This is a genomic window from Desulfovibrio sp. ZJ746, from assembly GCF_011039155.1.
In the GTDB taxonomy this organism is placed as follows: Bacteria; Desulfobacterota; Desulfovibrionia; order Desulfovibrionales; family Desulfovibrionaceae; genus Desulfovibrio.
The window spans coordinates 15,375-28,660 of the sequence record NZ_JAAKEK010000002.1; the positions used below are offsets into that span (position 1 = coordinate 15,375).

A 13,286-nucleotide genomic window follows, 5' to 3' on the forward strand; every position below is an offset into this window, starting at 1 on the left:
CGCAAAAAAAGCCCCCCCGAAATTGTTCGGGGGGGCCGGAATTGGGAAACGTGTTTACGGGGTGTTTACCTTGCCGTGTGCTGCGTCAAAATGTGTCGGCCTGTAGGTCGGCCCATGTTGGCACTTAAAAACGTCTTAGGCGGCGTTTTTGGGCGGGAGCTTCCAGCCGGGCTCACATTGATCCGCCCTCACCGGGATTTGAACGGAAACAAAGTCATCATGGTTCGCGGGGTCCGGGTAGATGAGAAATTCCACCTCAAAGGCATCCCCGCCACCAAAAATATACACGACCGTCCCTTCGCTCCCAACCGGGAGTTGGTAGATGGCCTTGTCGTCAAAGACATCAGGCCCCTCTAGCGGCACCGTGAGGCGGATGACGTCAAACTCTTCGATTTCAGTTTCCCTTGTATTTTCCATTTTCGTCGATTTTCTTCGTGTCGATGTAGCAGTTTATCATGCGCGGATGCGTGGAAACAGATTTTCCTTCCTTGTAGTCCCGGTCATAAATCCACGCGGTCATAACGTCAACCTCGCGGCCATTGTTGCCTATGACGGGCACATACACGTTGAACCGCTGCCCGTATATATCCGTTGGGGCCTTGGGAATGGCCTTGAGCTTGGCAAGCTGGGCCATGACCTGCTTTTCCACCTTGGGGGCATCCTTGTCCGTAAAATCAAGCCACTTCTTGAACGCCCTTGCCTTTGAGCGGGCAGATTCGTTAGGCGTCCCGTCTTTTTTGACTGCATTGGCGTTCATGGAATAGGTGGTCAGCCTCTCAAAATCAAATTTTGCCTTGTCCACATTGGGCAGCGGCTCGCCCTCAAGGTGCGGAATGACCTCGGAGCCCACGGCCTTTTCCCATTGTGTGCGCAGGAGCCTTTGCCCGCTTTCACGCTCCTCTTCCTGCGTGGGCAGCATGGGGCGGTACACCCCCTTGCCGTCGCTCCTGGGGATGACGGGCTCCGGGTAACAGCGGCAGTTGGGAAATTCGCCCGCGTGCCCGGTCATGCCGTCAAGCCGGGGCGGATCAGACCATTTGACAAACTTGCCCTCCATTGCCCTGTGGCTTGGCCGCGTCGCCCCGTCGCGCACACTGCGCCAGATGTAACCCTCACTTCCAAACTGCTCGGAGCGCGCCTGCGTCAGGGCCGTGGCCGCCTTGCTGACCTCCGTTACTGCTATGACCTTCGCGCGCGCCTTGGTGACGCCGTTGAGGCCATAAATCTCCTCGGCCATGTCCTCGGCGCGCATACCCGTGATGAGGCTCTCGTGGGCCAGCTCGCCAGCTCGGAGCGCCGAGTCCAGCACCAGAGACTTGATGAGGCGCGCATTTTCCTCAATGCGCGCGGCTACCACCTGCCCCACGGCGTCGCCCCCCAGAAACGTCCGTATGTCATAGCCCATGCGGTGCGCCAGGCGCGCAAACTTGTCCGCGTTGTCGCGCTCTATGCCCAGCACCATGTTGGCGGCAGCCTGTTGCGCCCAGGGGCCAATGGTCTCGGCGTAGTCGCGCAGGATTTCCTCGGCGTCCCCGGGGGTGTGCGTGGCGAGCACCCCCGCGATCTTGTCCGCCAGGTTTCGCAGGGCGCGCGCGTAGGCACGCTCGGCCCCGCGCGAGGGCTTGAACCTGCCTTGCGCGGCCTTGGCAGCGTCCGCCCAGGTCCACACAAGGCCGGGCCATGCCGGGACTTGCCAGGGCATTGTCATGGCAGGTCGTAGCCCGCCGCTGTGGCCAGCGCGTCAAGGCCGGGGCCCAGCGGGGGAACGGCAGGGGCGCTCTCGGCCTTTTCCGCGGCCTCGATGTCCGCGTCGGTAATACCGGCAAAACGGCCCGTGAGGCGGGAGGAGTCGCGCAGGGCGGCAAGAGCCAGGGGCTCCTTGATGATGCCCGCCTGCATCAGGGCCGCAACGGCCTGCGCGTCCGCCGTGGCGATCTGCGCCTTGTCCACTTCAGAAGGTTGCATGAGGCTGTCAAACGTAAACGTAAAGCCGTCCGGCAACGCCTCGCCCCACAGGTGGCGCGCGAGCACCGCAAACACCACGTCCAGGGCTGGGCGCAGGTCGTCATCCTGCAATGTCGCTATTGTGTCGTAATAGGTGCGCAAGTCCGACTCGCCGCTGCTAAAGCCCTTGGGGCTTTGCCCCAAAAGGCGTACCAGGGGGATACCCGTCGCGCCCGCGATCTGCTCGGCGAAGGCCTGCAAAGCATCGTACATGCCCGCGAAAGTGTAGCCCGTGGTGTAAAACGTGTCGTTTTTGTCCAGCAGCGTGATGCCCTCATTGGATTGCATCTGCCGGATCATCTCAAATTGCTTGACAAGGGCCGTTTCCGCGCGGCCGCCCGTGGCCAGGATAGCCCGCAGGCCCTCCACGCCAATGACGCGCAGAAAGGACTTGTACAGCAGGTTGGCGCTGCCTTGCGTGGCGCTGTCATAGGCCAGCAGGCGGTCGTAGGCCTGCTCCACCACGCTCGCGCCCCAGTGCTGCTCTGTACGCCGTTGCTGCCACGGCAGCTCCACACCAATAAAGCGCAGGACGCGGCTGTGGTGTATCCGCTGCCTGTCCATGCCCTCACCGCTGTTGACCGTGTAAAACTCGGGATAGCCCAGCAGCGGGCCCAGCTCGGTAATCAACGCGGTACTGGGGGACAGTTGCCAGCGGTCCAGCACATGCAGGCCTCGGAAACTGCCCTTGCCAATGGCCGCAATGTCCAGGGGCTCGCCCAGGTCGTCGCCGTCAATGAGCAGCACGGCCAGCGCCCCGCCGTAGAGCCGCGCCCACTTGATGGCATCGGAGAGGCGGCCGGGGCAGCCCAGGCGGCGGTAGGCCTGCCACAGCTCGTCCGTTTTGCCCACGTCCCACTGCGCCTGGATGTCAATGCCCCCGCGCACCATGTCCTCGGCCACCACGTTGACCATGCGGCCCACGAGCCAGCTTGTGCGGTACATGTCCTCAAGTTGCAGGCGGTCGCGTGTGAGGTAGCCCCCCGGCTGGTAGCCGCTATGCGCCAGCGTATTGTCCTCGGAAAGGCCCAGGCGGGCCACGAAATTGCTAAAGCCGTCCCGCAGGCGCAGGCTGCGCTGCGCGGGCCTTGTCTTGCGTCTAATCATCGGCCAGTTTCTCCCAAACGCTCAAGCCGTGGCTCTTGAGATAGCGCAAGGCCTGGCTCGTGGCGTCCACTTGGTCATCGTGAGCCCCCGCGGGGAAGGCCACTAGCTCCTCTTTGTACTCGTCTAACCAGGGCGCGGCCGCGGGCAAATACACATTGCCCCCGGCAAAGAGCGCCGTCACGGCATAGGCGCGCGCAATCTTGCTGCCGTCCGGTTCAATGGGCACAAGGCCGGGTACGTCGTCGCGCAGGGCGTCCAGCACGGCCGGGCCGTTGGCCTTGTCCTCAATAAGCACGGCCGATGTCTCGGGATGCCGCACGCACATGGCCAGCACCGCGGCCTTGCTGGCCGTAAAGCCCATGCGCGCCCGGTGCTGCTCCAAAAGGTAGTAGCTGACGCCCGCGCGGGCCCACAACTGCCCCACCACAAAGTCGCTGCCGTCCGTATCCTTGAAGGTCATATCCCAGGACTGGATGACCTCATCAAAGCGCTCCGGCAGGTCGCCGCGCCGCCACGTTCTGAACCAGGCCTCGTCGAAAATGTTGCCGCCGTCCGCCACTGGGCTTTGCTGGTACAGGGCGGACCATTGCGTGGGCGACAGCGTTGCCCTGGTTTCCAGCAGCTTCTCCACCGGGTGCAGTTCCGGGACCAGGGCGCGGCCCTGGTCGTCCAGGGCCGGAAACTTCAGGTGCTCGGCGCGGCTGTTTTTTTTGCTCACCGTGCCGATGAGGTCGTCCACGGCCCAGCTTGTGGCCATGATGATCTGCCCGGAACGCCGGGACAGGCGCGTCAGAAAAACCGTATTGTACCAGCCCTCGATGGTGCGCTTGACCGTGGCCGAGCGGGCTTCCTCTTCATTTTTAATCGGGTCGTCGATGATGCCTATATCGACGCTCTTGCCCGTCAACGCGCCGCCCACGCCCGCGCATATGTAGTAGCCGCGCCGCCCCACTATATCAAAGCGGTCCGAGTTACGGAGCGCCAGGCCCTCCAAGGTCACCACGCGCTTAGGGTTCAGGCTGGCCTCGGGGAACAGGGCCGCATATTCCTCCGACATCATAATGCGCTGCACGTCCCGGTTCATGTCCCTGGCGAGGTCCGCGCCATAGCTGCACGCGGCGATGCGCAGGTCCGGGTTGCGGCCAAAGGCGAAGGGCGGGAACATACGGGAGACAAGCTGGGATTTCCCGTGCTGGGGCGGGGCCTGAAACAGCTTGACGGGGCGGCGTCCGGCAAGCACGCCCTCCAGAAAATCATCGAGGGCGGCGCACACGGCGCGGGAAAAGTCGCTATGGATGTAGTCCGGCATGATGTAGGACACAAAAGCGGCCATATGCCGCCGCGCCTGCTCGGCCTTGAGGGCGCGCCGCTCCTGCTCGCGCTGTAAACACTCGATGGCTTCTGCGCGTTTACGCGCTGGCATGGGGCACTTCCACCGTCAGTTCGGCCAGCTTTCGGGCCAGGTCCTCGTCGGAAAGCTCTTTTATGGAGGCCGCGCTGCCCAGCTCGCGCACGCGCGCGCGGATTTGCTCGCTTGCCTCGCGCTTTGCCTCTTCGCGGATGCGCCTGGCGAAGTCCGCTTCAAGGGTCATGGCCTGAGAGAGATTTTTAAAGCTGCGCGCCAGGCGGTCGATTTCCGCGGCGTCCACCTTGGCGTCAGGGTTGCCCATGCGGTCCTGGATGGCGCGGTAGCAAATGCCGCGCAGCATTTCCACCAAAAGGCGCCCCTGCTCGCTTTCCACGCTTTCCGCGCCAAGCTCTTGCGCCAAGGCGCGGGCCATGTCCCGGTTCTCGCGCATGACTTTTGCGGCCGCCTCAAAGTTGCTCGAGTAGCGCCACAGGGCCGTGCGGCTGGGCGGGGCCTCGCCTTCGGCCGCGCATTTTGCGGCCACAAAGGCGTGGAGCTCGTCCAGCGTCATGCGGCCCTGGGCCAGGGCCTTGTCGATCTGACTGCGCAGGGAAAGGGGCAGGCGCGTCACGGTGCTTTTGCGGCCCATAGGCTAGTCCCCCAGCCGGGGGCGCTTGACGCCCGGCACGGTCACAAGGCCCCTGGCCACCTCCACGCCGCGAGCCGTGACGCGGAAAATGGGCACAGTGCCCACATATTCCACCAGCAGCAGCCCGCGCTCCTCAAGGTATCCCGCGTCCACCATGACCTGGGCCCGCGGGACGTGGTGCGCCATGAGTTCCAGGGCGTCCTGCATGACGCTGGCACTCATGCGGCCGTCCGCCTCCTCGGCCAAAAAACGCAGGATGACCAGGCGGCGATCTTCCGCTAGACGCGCCTGAAATTCGGCATTATGAGACATTTCCGGGCCCCCTAGCGCATATGCGTTTCCTGGAACAGGTCCACGGCGCGTTCCAGGCGAGCGATCATATGCTCAAAGCCGTCGATCTGCGCGCGCAGGGCCTTCAGGTCCCCCTCAAGCTCCTTGACGCTGACCGTGATGTCCTTGAGCTCGTCCGATGTCGGCAGGTCGTCCAGCTTGCCGTTGAGGGCCTGCAACGTCGTGGCGCGCGCGTGCTGCCGCTTCTCCACGGCTTCCAGGCGCGCCTCAAGGCCCGCATTGGCGGTTTTGCGGCAGGTCTCGCAATCAGCCCGCGTGACAAACACCTTCTTGATGGACCACCAAAGCCACAGGCACGCGCCCGTGGCCACGAATTGGATGATGCCGGGCAGGTAGTGCCACAGCAAGGAGGCCATATGTTCCATTATTCCCCTCCCTGGGCGGGTGCCCCGGCTTGCGGCAGTTGCGCCTCGTAACAGTCCAGGGCATCGGAGAGCCCGGCAATGTAGTCGCGCATGATGCGGTCCCGTTGTTTAAGCAGGGCATAGCCCTGCGGGCTTTCCAGCAGGGAGAGCCCGGAGAGCCGGGGCAGGTCCGGGGCGGCTGGCCGCGCGCACCGCGCAGGCCACACAATGACCGGGGCGGCCACGGGCTCGCTCGGGACGGGCGCGGGCGCGCACGCGCTACAAAGGGCGGTCAAGAGCATCAAGCAACGCGCGGCGCGTGGCATCGTCCGGCACTCCCTTGGCTTCCTCCTCGCTTAGGGCGCGGAGGGTCATGTCTTGCAAAATTTGCCGCCACTCCTGGGCGTCCGCGCGGGCGGCGGTCTCCCGGTCAAGGCAGGCCTGCGCCTGGGCGGCGAGGGCGTCCTGTCCGGCCTTTGCCTGGGCATAGGCCGTTTGCCAGCGGGCTACCTCCACGCGCAGTTGCAGGGCTTCTGCTTCCAACAGGGCGGCGTTGGCCGAGGCTGTGCTGGCGCGCAAGTGCATAATGGCCACCGTCGCCGCAAGGATCGCGGCGAGCAGCAAGTAGAGGAGCACGCTTCTCACGGGCGCGCCGGCTTTGCCGCAAGCTCGGCCAGTGCCGGGCGGTAGCGCTCGCGCCGCTCGCCCATGACGTTGCGGACGTAGGCCCGATTAATGGCGTAAGGGGACTTGTCCGCGTAGGCCTTGCCCATGCCCTTGCGCGACTTCGTGCTGTGCGCTTCCACATGTCCGGCCCAGCGGCCTTGGTCGCAGCCCTTGACGCGGCCGCACAGGGCGCGGTCCTGCAACACGCCGCCAAGTCCACCGTTGTAGGCCGCAAGCATCATGGCCGCGCGGTCCTCGTCAGTTGTGCAGCCCTTGAGGGCGTTCCAGGCTTGGCGATTTTTGAGGACCAGCGCGCGCAGTTGCAGGCGCGGGTCGTAGCGCTCTTCCCAGCGCCATCTTTTCAGGCTGGCATGGAGGCGCTGCACGTCCTTAAAATTGTCAAAGCGCACCTTGCCCGCGCGGTCGTAGGCAATGGTTATCTGCCCCAGCCCAAAGCCATACTCCCGCGAGGTTTTGAGCTCCGTTGCCGGGTTCCAGCAGCGCTTATCCTTGAGGCCGTAGCAGGTCTCCTGCTCCACCTGCCCGGCATAGATGGCCGGGTCGTAAAAGTCCGGCGTATAGGCCAGGTGCTCCTCGTAGAGCATGGGCAGGTAGAGCTGCGCCAGGAGCGGCAGGGCCATGAGCGCCGAGGACATTATTTGCCCCAGGCCATGATGGTAATGAGCAGGCCCAGCACAAGGATCACCCGCGCCAGCACCACCAGGGCGGCGGCCACGTTGCCCTTTTCCAGGGCCGCGTGGACATGGCGGGAAAGGTGCAGATAGGGCATGAGGATCATGGCGAGCATCTGGGCCGCCCCGGCCATGCCGATGACGTATGCCAGGTAGCCCGCAAGCCCCAGCGTGGCCGCGGGGTCCGTAAACAGGCCCAGGGCAAACGCCACGCACAGGAGCAAGAGGGCCCGGAAGTCGTAGAGCGGCCGCAACGTGGCAAACAATTTTTTGAGCAGGTTCATAAGCAAAGCCTCCTGCGCTGATATAGCGCAGGAGGCTCGCTGGCCGCCCCCCCGAAACAGTTCGGGGGGCGAATGGGGACGAATCACATATCCAGCAGGCTGCCCTGGCGGGCGCCGGGCCGTGCTGACTTGGCCAGATATTCCACATAGCGTTGAGTCACGTCAAGGGAGAGGGCAATATCGCGCGCGGCCATGCCCCGGTCCAGCATGTCCAGGATTTTCCCCTTGCGCGGGCCCTCTTTGCGGCGGTTAGGGACTGCAATCATGTCGCCGCCATAGACTTCCACCAGCTTGCGCAGAGCCGGGACGCCGATGATGCGGGCCAGGTCCCCGCTTGCATCCGCCTGCATGGGCACATAGAGGGACACACCGCCCAGAGTGCTGCACAGGGCCTGCGTTGCGTCATTGCCAATCAGGCCTGCCAGCTCGGCCCAGCTTATCCAGGTCGCGCCCATTAGTTGATTCTCCTGCCGTGGCGCTTGGCGTCTCTGGCGAGGGCCGCAATAACGCCGCGCAACTGCTCGGGCGTGGCGTGCTCAAGGCAGCGCGTCACGCCGCCGGACTGCTTTTGCAGGATGCCCACGGCATAGGCCCAGGGCACGTCGGTTCCTTCCTCGCGTCCCTTTTCGGCAAGCTGGGCCTCAATCTTCTGCATGAGCTTTTTGCGCCCCAGGCCCGAGTCGTCCCTGGCAAGCGTTGCGGGCACGGCGCGCTTCCGGCTTTCCCCGCGGCGGGCATGTCCACGGCGGGGCTGGAAACCGTAGGCCTGCATCTCGAATATCATGCGTTGCAGGCCTGCGCCGTCCAGGTGCGCGGCGGAAGTTACGCCAAAATTCCCCTCGAGCATGGCGCGGTACTCGTCGTCAGTCAGGCCCAGTTGCTTTTTCGCAACGTGGATTTTGGCGAGCAGGCTCTTGCGCATTTCCTCCGTTACGGTCCCGCGCTTGCGGGCCCGCGGAGCCGGGCGCTTAGGCGCTACCGGTGCCGCAGGGGCTTGCGGCTCCTGGGGCCGAGAAAAATGGATCACGCGGGCGCACATGGCTACGCCTCCTGGTTACGGATCATCCACCTGCGGATAGGGCCGGGCTGGTACTTGGCGGGCAGGGGGCGCACGTCCTCGCAGCGGGCGTACCAGTGCCGCCCGCCCCCGCTAACCGCGACATACCAGTGGCCGTCATGGGCCAATATGGGCGCGGCAAAAACCCAGCCCTGCACAAATTCGTCCGCCTCAAATTCTCCCGCGTCCGGGCGGCGCAGCATGACGCTCATGTCCTCGCACAGCGCAGGGCCGGGCGGCGGCTCCACCGTGCCAGCGGCCAGCAATGCGGCCAAAAAATCGGCCAGCCCGGCGCGGTCCACGAAAAGCGGCTTGCCGTCAACACCATCATGCCATCGCCTGTTTACGCGCACGCGCCACGCGCCTTCCGGGCCGTCGTAGATTTCGGCCGGGGAAAGCTGTACGCGCACGGCGTCGCCGCCTAGGCGCAGCAGGCAGGAGGCCAGAAAGCGGCGCTTGTCCTGTCTCACAGGGCGTTCCATTCGCTTTCCTCCACGTCTGCGGCGCTCCCGCGCAGGCGCGCCCAGCACTCCGGGCAGCGGTAGTTATTGGTGGGCCGCCCGCAGTCATGGCAGTGGCGCGAGGCGCCAGTGCCAAAATTGCGGACGCCTGTGCGGGCCTTGCGCTTGGCGTCCACAGGTTTAGGCGCGGGAAAGCCTGCGGCAACGGCCGCGCCGGGCCCGAAGGCGAGTTCCAGGAGGCGCGCAACCGACACAGCGGTGCGCCCTACCACATAACTCCCGCCCGCAGGTCCCTCGGGCCTGTGGACCTTGAGCGGCTGCCCGCGCCTGCCCAGGCCAATGCCCTCGCGGTTGATGTGGTAGCCGGGATGGCCCGGCACGGGCACAAAGCCCTCGGGGACGACTTTGCGGGGCTTTTCCACAGGCGCGGGGACCACGGGGGCGGGCGCGGGCGCAGGCGGCACCGGGGCCGAAAGCTCACCTTCCGGCGGCCATGCCAGGGCAATCAGCTCCTGCGGCGTCAGGCGCGCCTTGCCGCCCCCGCAGGAGAGGCAGTAGCGCTTGCCCTGCCTGCACAGCACATAGCCCGAGGCCTTGCGCAGCACGCCGCGCGCGTTGACCTGATAGCCCGGATAGCCGGGCACGTCCCGCCACTCCATGACTAGCCCTCCTGCGCCTGCTTCCTGGGCGCGCCCGCCGCATTGAGCGCCGCCAGCATGACCTTGACCATTGCCTCGGTTTTCTCCAGGGGGCGCTTGCCCTTTTGGACAATGCACACCAGGCTGTCGTCTTTCTGGTCCTTGATAAACCAGGCGTCCGCCTGACTACGGCGCAGAATAAAGCGTTGCGGATGTCCGGCCATTATTCTTCCTCGCCTTCTTCCTTGATGATGTGGCCGCATTTTGGGCAGACATCCGGGCGGCTGCTGTAGCTGCTGCCCCCGAAGAGCGCGATCGCCACGGCGGCAAACAAAAATCCCCCGGAGTCCAACTGCCACGCGGCGAACATCGTAAGTGCGACCACCGCGTAACGGGCGCAGTTGATAATCACAAAGGCGCGAACTAAGGGTTTCATCGTTTTGCCTCGGCTGCTCGTCAGGCCCGGCGCGCCACCGCCGGGCGACAGCGCCGCCCTTGGACCGGGCGGGCTGTTTCGCTTTCCCTATGCCTCCTTTACGATGCCATCCTCCACGAGGTCCGGGGCATACTCGGTTTCATTCCTAAGCCATTCCAGTGTGTCGATGACGCCCTGCTCGTAGCAGGGGTTATCGTAGCGCGCCCTGTCGCCAAGATTCCGGCCCGCCCACTCCTCCACGCGGGCGATCTGTTCCTCGGTTCGCACGACCTTCATGCCCGGTCTCCGTTGAGCGCTTCCTTGAGTTCCTTCCCGGCCACAAAGCGCACCACCACGCAGGCCGGGATTTCCACGGGATCGCCCGTGCGCGGGTTGCGCCCGGTGCGCGCGGGGCGCTGCTTGGCCTCGAGCTTTCCCCCTGCCAGCGGTACGGACTCGCCCCTGGTAAGGGCATCCGTCACCGTCTCGGTCAGCGCGCCCAGAAAAGCCTCGGTATCGGCCTTGGTGACGTTCCTGTCATAGCGCCCGCAACGGGCAGCATGAGTCAGCTTATCCACAAGTCCCGCCTTGGTCATTGTTCGTCCCCCTTAGTGGCGTGTCGGCACTCCACCTCTTTCACAGCTTCATCTAATGCCGCTGCGACTGCGGCATGGAGCTTTTTATCCAGCGCGCTGCAATACGGTCGCATCCAGTCATCATACGCGGACTGTATGGCCCAAAAACCACTACTGGTATATTGCACCATGATGACAACATCTTTGTGCAAAAAGGCCACATTGTCGCATTGGACGTTCATGTTACGCCCCCTCCGGCACGGTCTCGCGCGGGATGTCCACAAAAAAGTCGTCCGTCTGCTTCTTGCGCAGGCCCACCAGCGCAAGCCGCTCTTCCGGCCAGCCGAGCAACACGGCCTTGGCAAGGCTTTCCTTGACCATTATGCCCTCGGCAAAGCCCAGCTCGCGCAGGCGCGCAAGCGAGCCCTCCACCGTGACGCCGCTCTGCTGGACAATGGACGGCATCGAGACGCGGAAGCCAATCTTCCCGGCCCCCAGGTCCAGCGTTTTGCTGTCCGCAAAGAGTTCGTCCTTGCGCAGCTTGGCCCAGGTGCAGACGGCTTTTTCCAGTTCCTTGTAGCGGTCCGGCAGGCCCGCGGCCTTCTGGGCGGCGCAGGCCTTTGCCTGGTCGATTTTTTCCTTGAGCTCGACTTCAATAAGGGTCAGCTCGCGGTCGATCCCGGCCATTTCCGCCACGGCCTCTGTGGCGCCATTTATGTCCGCCACCACATAGGCGTTCACAATTCGCCGTGCCATTCCCTACGCCTCCTCGGCCGCGTCCTGCGGCGGGCAAAAGTGCGCCTCAAGCGTGCCCACGCAATCGGCCAGCGCCGAAAGGTTGATGCGCGCCATCCTGATGACCTCGTAGTCCTCTTCCTGGAGCCGCCCGGCCAGTTCGCCAAGCTGGGCGCTGATGTTGCGGATTTTCTCATGCAGCATGGTTTTTTCTCTCCTGTTTTTGTGGGTTGTAGTGGCGGCAGCCGTTACGGCACGCCCGGTAAACACTCACGGCCAGGGGCGACGCGCTCACAAAGGGCTTGCCCTGCTGTTCCTGACATTCGGCCGCGCTGATCATGCCCAGGGCGGGGCAGGCCACGATCTCGGCCATGAGCATCGCCCGCACGCGCCCTGCCAAAAAGTCCAGGCTGGCGTGGTAGCGGGCGTTAATCACCCGCGAGACCAGGGCCGGGCTTACCTTGATGCTCACGGCCACTTGGCGCACGCTTCGGGCATCGCAGGCCTGGGCCAGGCGCAATATCCAGTCCGGGACTGCCGCGCCCCAGGCGGCCTTGGCGCGCTTGACAGCGCCCCCGGCCCTCATGCCGCGCCCTCGGCGGCGTCAATGGCCTCCTGCAATGTCTGCCCGGTAGCTATTTCGCCCGTGTTGGTGTCGTAGAGCTGCTTTAGCTGCAACACCTGCGGGGCTCGGGGCCCCGTATCCTTGACAAGGCGGTACGGCTCGCCGCGCCGCTTAGGGGCCTTGAGGTAGCCACCGCGCGCAAGCCAGTAGCAATAGTGCACGGCAGTCTTTAGGCGCAGATCGAGCCCGGCAAGCTGCGCGCTGGCGACGAGGTCCTGCGCCGTAAACTCCCGGAGCACCTTCATGGCCCGCCACATACTTTGCTGCACGGGCTCGGCGACAAGGCTGCCGTCCCTGCGCACGCGCGGGGCGTCCACGCCCACGTCCAGGCGCAGCCCATACAGGGCAAAAGCTCCGGGATATTTTGGGCGCTCCAACACCTCGACGATGCCCGCCTTGCAAAGCCCCAGCAGGTAGTCCCGGACGCAATAGGTGGACAGGTCGATGCCCGCTTCTTGTGCCAAGTCCGGCACGCGAAAGCTCTTTAACTCGCGCATGGCGCGCCAGAGTTTTTCCCTGGTGGAGAGGACGCCCGCCGGGGTAAGAGTGGGGGCCTTGCGCTGACCGCTCACGCCCGCCCCCGCACCGGGGCCTCGCCCGTGTACAGGGGCCGCTTGCCCCATTCGGCGAGGTTGATGGACTTTTTGCCAAGCCCGAGGGCCGCCTGCTGCGCGCGCTCAAGGTTGACGCAAATGCGCCGCGCCACGCCCTTGCTCACCGCATGGATCTGCGCGAGCAGGTCGTCCTCGATTGCCACCTTGTCGCAGTAGAGAGCGCGCAGGGCCTTGGCGTCGTCCATTGTGGCGTATTGCGCGGGTATCCACTCAAGGACGCGGTTGTGGATGCGCTCCCAGCGGGCCAGCCCCGCGGGCAGGTGCTCCTCGCCTATGAGCAGGATGGCCGCGCCGGACGCCTCGTAGATGTCCCGCACGATTTCAATGGACGACTTGGCGACAAGGTGGTCGCACTCGTCCACGATCAGCGGGCGCCCGCTGGCCGCAAGCTGGCCAGCGACCTGCTCCTCCATGTCATAGATTGTCTTGGCGGGCACGATGCCCATGACCTTGAGGATGGCCTGGTAAACGGCCTTGCGCGTCCAACTGCTTTTGGCTTGGACGTAGTAGGCCTGGAGCTGCATGGCCGCCACGGCGGCCGCCGTGCTCTTGCCGAGCCCGGACGGCCCGTACAACACCACAATGCCGGGCAGGTGGGCCGGGCGCTTCATGGCCCCGGAAAGGGCCGAGATAGTCAGGGCCACGTTTGCCAGCGGTGCTTTGCCGCCAAGGTTGACAGTTTTTTTCGCCTCTGCCATAGTGGAGTCCTCCTGTTTTTGGC

At 64.7% G+C, this 13,286-nt stretch carries 25 protein-coding genes and 1 other RNA gene; all 26 read right to left on the bottom strand.

The features are described 5' to 3' along the window. Nucleotides 1-135: 135 nt before the first annotated feature. Entirely contained in the window at nucleotides 136-417 is a 282-nt protein-coding gene (locus tag G7Y54_RS04340) for a DUF4926 domain-containing protein (protein ID WP_165078080.1), read from the bottom strand. Beyond that, a complete protein-coding gene (locus tag G7Y54_RS04345) occupies nucleotides 395-1,708 on the bottom strand; it encodes a phage minor head protein (protein ID WP_165078081.1) in 1,314 nt (437 codons plus the stop codon). The genes G7Y54_RS04340 and G7Y54_RS04345 overlap by 23 nt, the downstream gene beginning before the upstream one ends. Then, nucleotides 1,705-3,111, bottom strand: a complete 1,407-nt coding sequence (locus tag G7Y54_RS04350) for a DUF1073 domain-containing protein (protein WP_165078082.1) — start codon at nucleotides 3,109-3,111, stop codon at nucleotides 1,705-1,707. Before G7Y54_RS04350 ends, G7Y54_RS04345 begins: the two co-directional genes overlap by 4 nt. After that, nucleotides 3,104-4,534: a phage terminase large subunit gene (terL, locus tag G7Y54_RS04355; protein WP_165078083.1), complete on the bottom strand. Its 1,431-nt coding sequence runs from the start codon at nucleotides 4,532-4,534 to the stop codon at nucleotides 3,104-3,106. The genes G7Y54_RS04350 and terL overlap by 8 nt, the downstream gene beginning before the upstream one ends. Then, nucleotides 4,521-5,108: a phage protein Gp27 family protein gene (locus G7Y54_RS04360; protein WP_165078084.1), complete on the bottom strand. Its 588-nt coding sequence runs from the start codon at nucleotides 5,106-5,108 to the stop codon at nucleotides 4,521-4,523. Before G7Y54_RS04360 ends, terL begins: the two co-directional genes overlap by 14 nt. Nucleotides 5,109-5,111: 3 nt before the next feature. After that, nucleotides 5,112-5,420 carry an ArsR family transcriptional regulator gene (locus G7Y54_RS04365; protein WP_165078085.1) on the bottom strand — a complete coding sequence of 103 codons (309 nt, stop codon included), beginning with the start codon at nucleotides 5,418-5,420 and terminating at the stop codon, nucleotides 5,112-5,114. A gap of 11 nt (nucleotides 5,421-5,431) precedes the next feature. Continuing rightward, nucleotides 5,432-5,824 carry a DUF2730 family protein gene (locus tag G7Y54_RS04370; RefSeq protein ID WP_165078086.1) on the bottom strand — a complete coding sequence of 131 codons (393 nt, stop codon included), beginning with the start codon at nucleotides 5,822-5,824 and terminating at the stop codon, nucleotides 5,432-5,434. Then, complete coding sequence (locus G7Y54_RS04375; protein ID WP_165078087.1) at nucleotides 5,824-6,105, bottom strand: hypothetical protein; 282 nt, start codon at nucleotides 6,103-6,105, stop codon at nucleotides 5,824-5,826. Before G7Y54_RS04375 ends, G7Y54_RS04370 begins: the two co-directional genes overlap by 1 nt. Further along, the gene (locus G7Y54_RS04380) at nucleotides 6,083-6,448 is read right to left on the bottom strand and encodes a hypothetical protein (RefSeq protein WP_165078088.1); all 366 of its coding nucleotides are present in this window, start codon (nucleotides 6,446-6,448) and stop codon (nucleotides 6,083-6,085) included. The genes G7Y54_RS04375 and G7Y54_RS04380 overlap by 23 nt, the downstream gene beginning before the upstream one ends. Then, entirely contained in the window at nucleotides 6,445-7,125 is a 681-nt protein-coding gene (locus tag G7Y54_RS04385; RefSeq protein WP_165078089.1) for a lytic murein transglycosylase, read from the bottom strand. Before G7Y54_RS04385 ends, G7Y54_RS04380 begins: the two co-directional genes overlap by 4 nt. Beyond that, a complete protein-coding gene (locus G7Y54_RS04390) occupies nucleotides 7,125-7,445 on the bottom strand; it encodes a hypothetical protein (protein WP_165078090.1) in 321 nt (106 codons plus the stop codon). Before G7Y54_RS04390 ends, G7Y54_RS04385 begins: the two co-directional genes overlap by 1 nt. Before the next feature lie 83 nt (nucleotides 7,446-7,528). Continuing rightward, nucleotides 7,529-7,900 carry an RNA helicase gene (locus tag G7Y54_RS04395; RefSeq protein WP_165078091.1) on the bottom strand — a complete coding sequence of 124 codons (372 nt, stop codon included), beginning with the start codon at nucleotides 7,898-7,900 and terminating at the stop codon, nucleotides 7,529-7,531. Continuing rightward, nucleotides 7,900-8,367 carry a regulatory protein GemA gene (locus G7Y54_RS04400; protein ID WP_165078092.1) on the bottom strand — a complete coding sequence of 156 codons (468 nt, stop codon included), beginning with the start codon at nucleotides 8,365-8,367 and terminating at the stop codon, nucleotides 7,900-7,902. The genes G7Y54_RS04395 and G7Y54_RS04400 overlap by 1 nt, the downstream gene beginning before the upstream one ends. Nucleotides 8,368-8,486: 119 nt before the next feature. After that, nucleotides 8,487-8,984 carry a hypothetical protein gene (locus G7Y54_RS04405; protein WP_165078093.1) on the bottom strand — a complete coding sequence of 166 codons (498 nt, stop codon included), beginning with the start codon at nucleotides 8,982-8,984 and terminating at the stop codon, nucleotides 8,487-8,489. Further along, nucleotides 8,969-9,622 carry a hypothetical protein gene (locus G7Y54_RS04410; protein ID WP_165078094.1) on the bottom strand — a complete coding sequence of 218 codons (654 nt, stop codon included), beginning with the start codon at nucleotides 9,620-9,622 and terminating at the stop codon, nucleotides 8,969-8,971. Before G7Y54_RS04410 ends, G7Y54_RS04405 begins: the two co-directional genes overlap by 16 nt. 2 nt (nucleotides 9,623-9,624) lie before the next feature. Beyond that, a complete protein-coding gene (locus tag G7Y54_RS04415) occupies nucleotides 9,625-9,825 on the bottom strand; it encodes a hypothetical protein (RefSeq protein ID WP_165078095.1) in 201 nt (66 codons plus the stop codon). Then, nucleotides 9,825-10,037, bottom strand: a complete 213-nt coding sequence (locus G7Y54_RS04420) for a hypothetical protein (protein WP_165078096.1) — start codon at nucleotides 10,035-10,037, stop codon at nucleotides 9,825-9,827. Before G7Y54_RS04420 ends, G7Y54_RS04415 begins: the two co-directional genes overlap by 1 nt. A gap of 7 nt (nucleotides 10,038-10,044) precedes the next feature. Then, nucleotides 10,045-10,121, bottom strand: an RNA gene (locus G7Y54_RS04425) — hammerhead ribozyme type II. Between the two features lie 3 nt (nucleotides 10,122-10,124). Beyond that, nucleotides 10,125-10,313 (bottom strand): hypothetical protein, encoded by a 189-nt coding sequence (locus tag G7Y54_RS04430; RefSeq protein WP_165078097.1) that lies wholly within the window; start codon nucleotides 10,311-10,313, stop codon nucleotides 10,125-10,127. Continuing rightward, nucleotides 10,310-10,594, bottom strand: a complete 285-nt coding sequence (locus G7Y54_RS04435) for an HU family DNA-binding protein (protein ID WP_206214899.1) — start codon at nucleotides 10,592-10,594, stop codon at nucleotides 10,310-10,312. Before G7Y54_RS04435 ends, G7Y54_RS04430 begins: the two co-directional genes overlap by 4 nt. Nucleotides 10,595-10,608: 14 nt before the next feature. Beyond that, complete coding sequence (locus G7Y54_RS04440; RefSeq protein ID WP_165078099.1) at nucleotides 10,609-10,833, bottom strand: hypothetical protein; 225 nt, start codon at nucleotides 10,831-10,833, stop codon at nucleotides 10,609-10,611. Between the two features lies 1 nt (nucleotide 10,834). Continuing rightward, nucleotides 10,835-11,347 carry a host-nuclease inhibitor Gam family protein gene (locus G7Y54_RS04445; RefSeq protein WP_165078100.1) on the bottom strand — a complete coding sequence of 171 codons (513 nt, stop codon included), beginning with the start codon at nucleotides 11,345-11,347 and terminating at the stop codon, nucleotides 10,835-10,837. Nucleotides 11,348-11,350: 3 nt separating this feature from the next. Further along, complete coding sequence (locus tag G7Y54_RS04450) at nucleotides 11,351-11,530, bottom strand: hypothetical protein (protein ID WP_165078101.1); 180 nt, start codon at nucleotides 11,528-11,530, stop codon at nucleotides 11,351-11,353. Beyond that, nucleotides 11,520-11,912 carry a transcriptional regulator gene (locus tag G7Y54_RS04455; protein ID WP_165078102.1) on the bottom strand — a complete coding sequence of 131 codons (393 nt, stop codon included), beginning with the start codon at nucleotides 11,910-11,912 and terminating at the stop codon, nucleotides 11,520-11,522. The genes G7Y54_RS04450 and G7Y54_RS04455 overlap by 11 nt, the downstream gene beginning before the upstream one ends. Beyond that, the gene (locus G7Y54_RS04460; RefSeq protein ID WP_165078103.1) at nucleotides 11,909-12,523 is read right to left on the bottom strand and encodes a hypothetical protein; all 615 of its coding nucleotides are present in this window, start codon (nucleotides 12,521-12,523) and stop codon (nucleotides 11,909-11,911) included. The genes G7Y54_RS04455 and G7Y54_RS04460 overlap by 4 nt, the downstream gene beginning before the upstream one ends. Beyond that, entirely contained in the window at nucleotides 12,520-13,263 is a 744-nt protein-coding gene (locus G7Y54_RS04465; protein ID WP_165078104.1) for an AAA family ATPase, read from the bottom strand. Before G7Y54_RS04465 ends, G7Y54_RS04460 begins: the two co-directional genes overlap by 4 nt. Nucleotides 13,264-13,286 lie beyond the last annotated feature (23 nt).

Excerpts from the sequence above, each read along its gene's own strand:
- G7Y54_RS04455 (WP_165078102.1), bottom strand. The coding sequence starts at position 11,912 with ATGAGGGCCGGGGGCGCTGTCAAGCGCGCCAAGGCCGCCTGGGGCGCG.
- G7Y54_RS04390 (WP_165078090.1), bottom strand. The coding sequence starts at position 7,445 with ATGAACCTGCTCAAAAAATTGTTTGCCACGTTGCGGCCGCTCTACGAC.
- G7Y54_RS04465 (WP_165078104.1), bottom strand. The coding sequence starts at position 13,263 with ATGGCAGAGGCGAAAAAAACTGTCAACCTTGGCGGCAAAGCACCGCTG.
- G7Y54_RS04360 (WP_165078084.1), bottom strand. The coding sequence starts at position 5,108 with ATGGGCCGCAAAAGCACCGTGACGCGCCTGCCCCTTTCCCTGCGCAGT.
- G7Y54_RS04405 (WP_165078093.1), bottom strand. The coding sequence starts at position 8,984 with ATGGAACGCCCTGTGAGACAGGACAAGCGCCGCTTTCTGGCCTCCTGC.
- G7Y54_RS04375 (WP_165078087.1), bottom strand. The coding sequence starts at position 6,105 with ATGCTCTTGACCGCCCTTTGTAGCGCGTGCGCGCCCGCGCCCGTCCCG.
- G7Y54_RS04400 (WP_165078092.1), bottom strand. The coding sequence starts at position 8,367 with ATGCGCAAGAGCCTGCTCGCCAAAATCCACGTTGCGAAAAAGCAACTG.
- G7Y54_RS04450 (WP_165078101.1), bottom strand. The coding sequence starts at position 11,530 with ATGCTGCATGAGAAAATCCGCAACATCAGCGCCCAGCTTGGCGAACTG.
- G7Y54_RS04345 (WP_165078081.1), bottom strand. The coding sequence starts at position 1,708 with ATGACAATGCCCTGGCAAGTCCCGGCATGGCCCGGCCTTGTGTGGACC.
- G7Y54_RS04415 (WP_165078095.1), bottom strand. The coding sequence starts at position 9,825 with ATGGCCGGACATCCGCAACGCTTTATTCTGCGCCGTAGTCAGGCGGAC.
- G7Y54_RS04440 (WP_165078099.1), bottom strand. The coding sequence starts at position 10,833 with ATGAACGTCCAATGCGACAATGTGGCCTTTTTGCACAAAGATGTTGTC.
- G7Y54_RS04420 (WP_165078096.1), bottom strand. The coding sequence starts at position 10,037 with ATGAAACCCTTAGTTCGCGCCTTTGTGATTATCAACTGCGCCCGTTAC.
- G7Y54_RS04410 (WP_165078094.1), bottom strand. The coding sequence starts at position 9,622 with ATGGAGTGGCGGGACGTGCCCGGCTATCCGGGCTATCAGGTCAACGCG.
- G7Y54_RS04370 (WP_165078086.1), bottom strand. The coding sequence starts at position 5,824 with ATGGAACATATGGCCTCCTTGCTGTGGCACTACCTGCCCGGCATCATC.
- G7Y54_RS04385 (WP_165078089.1), bottom strand. The coding sequence starts at position 7,125 with ATGTCCTCGGCGCTCATGGCCCTGCCGCTCCTGGCGCAGCTCTACCTG.
- G7Y54_RS04395 (WP_165078091.1), bottom strand. The coding sequence starts at position 7,900 with ATGGGCGCGACCTGGATAAGCTGGGCCGAGCTGGCAGGCCTGATTGGC.
- G7Y54_RS04340 (WP_165078080.1), bottom strand. The coding sequence starts at position 417 with ATGGAAAATACAAGGGAAACTGAAATCGAAGAGTTTGACGTCATCCGC.
- G7Y54_RS04430 (WP_165078097.1), bottom strand. The coding sequence starts at position 10,313 with ATGAAGGTCGTGCGAACCGAGGAACAGATCGCCCGCGTGGAGGAGTGG.
- terL (WP_165078083.1), bottom strand. The coding sequence starts at position 4,534 with ATGCCAGCGCGTAAACGCGCAGAAGCCATCGAGTGTTTACAGCGCGAG.
- G7Y54_RS04350 (WP_165078082.1), bottom strand. The coding sequence starts at position 3,111 with ATGATTAGACGCAAGACAAGGCCCGCGCAGCGCAGCCTGCGCCTGCGG.
- G7Y54_RS04445 (WP_165078100.1), bottom strand. The coding sequence starts at position 11,347 with ATGGCACGGCGAATTGTGAACGCCTATGTGGTGGCGGACATAAATGGC.
- G7Y54_RS04365 (WP_165078085.1), bottom strand. The coding sequence starts at position 5,420 with ATGTCTCATAATGCCGAATTTCAGGCGCGTCTAGCGGAAGATCGCCGC.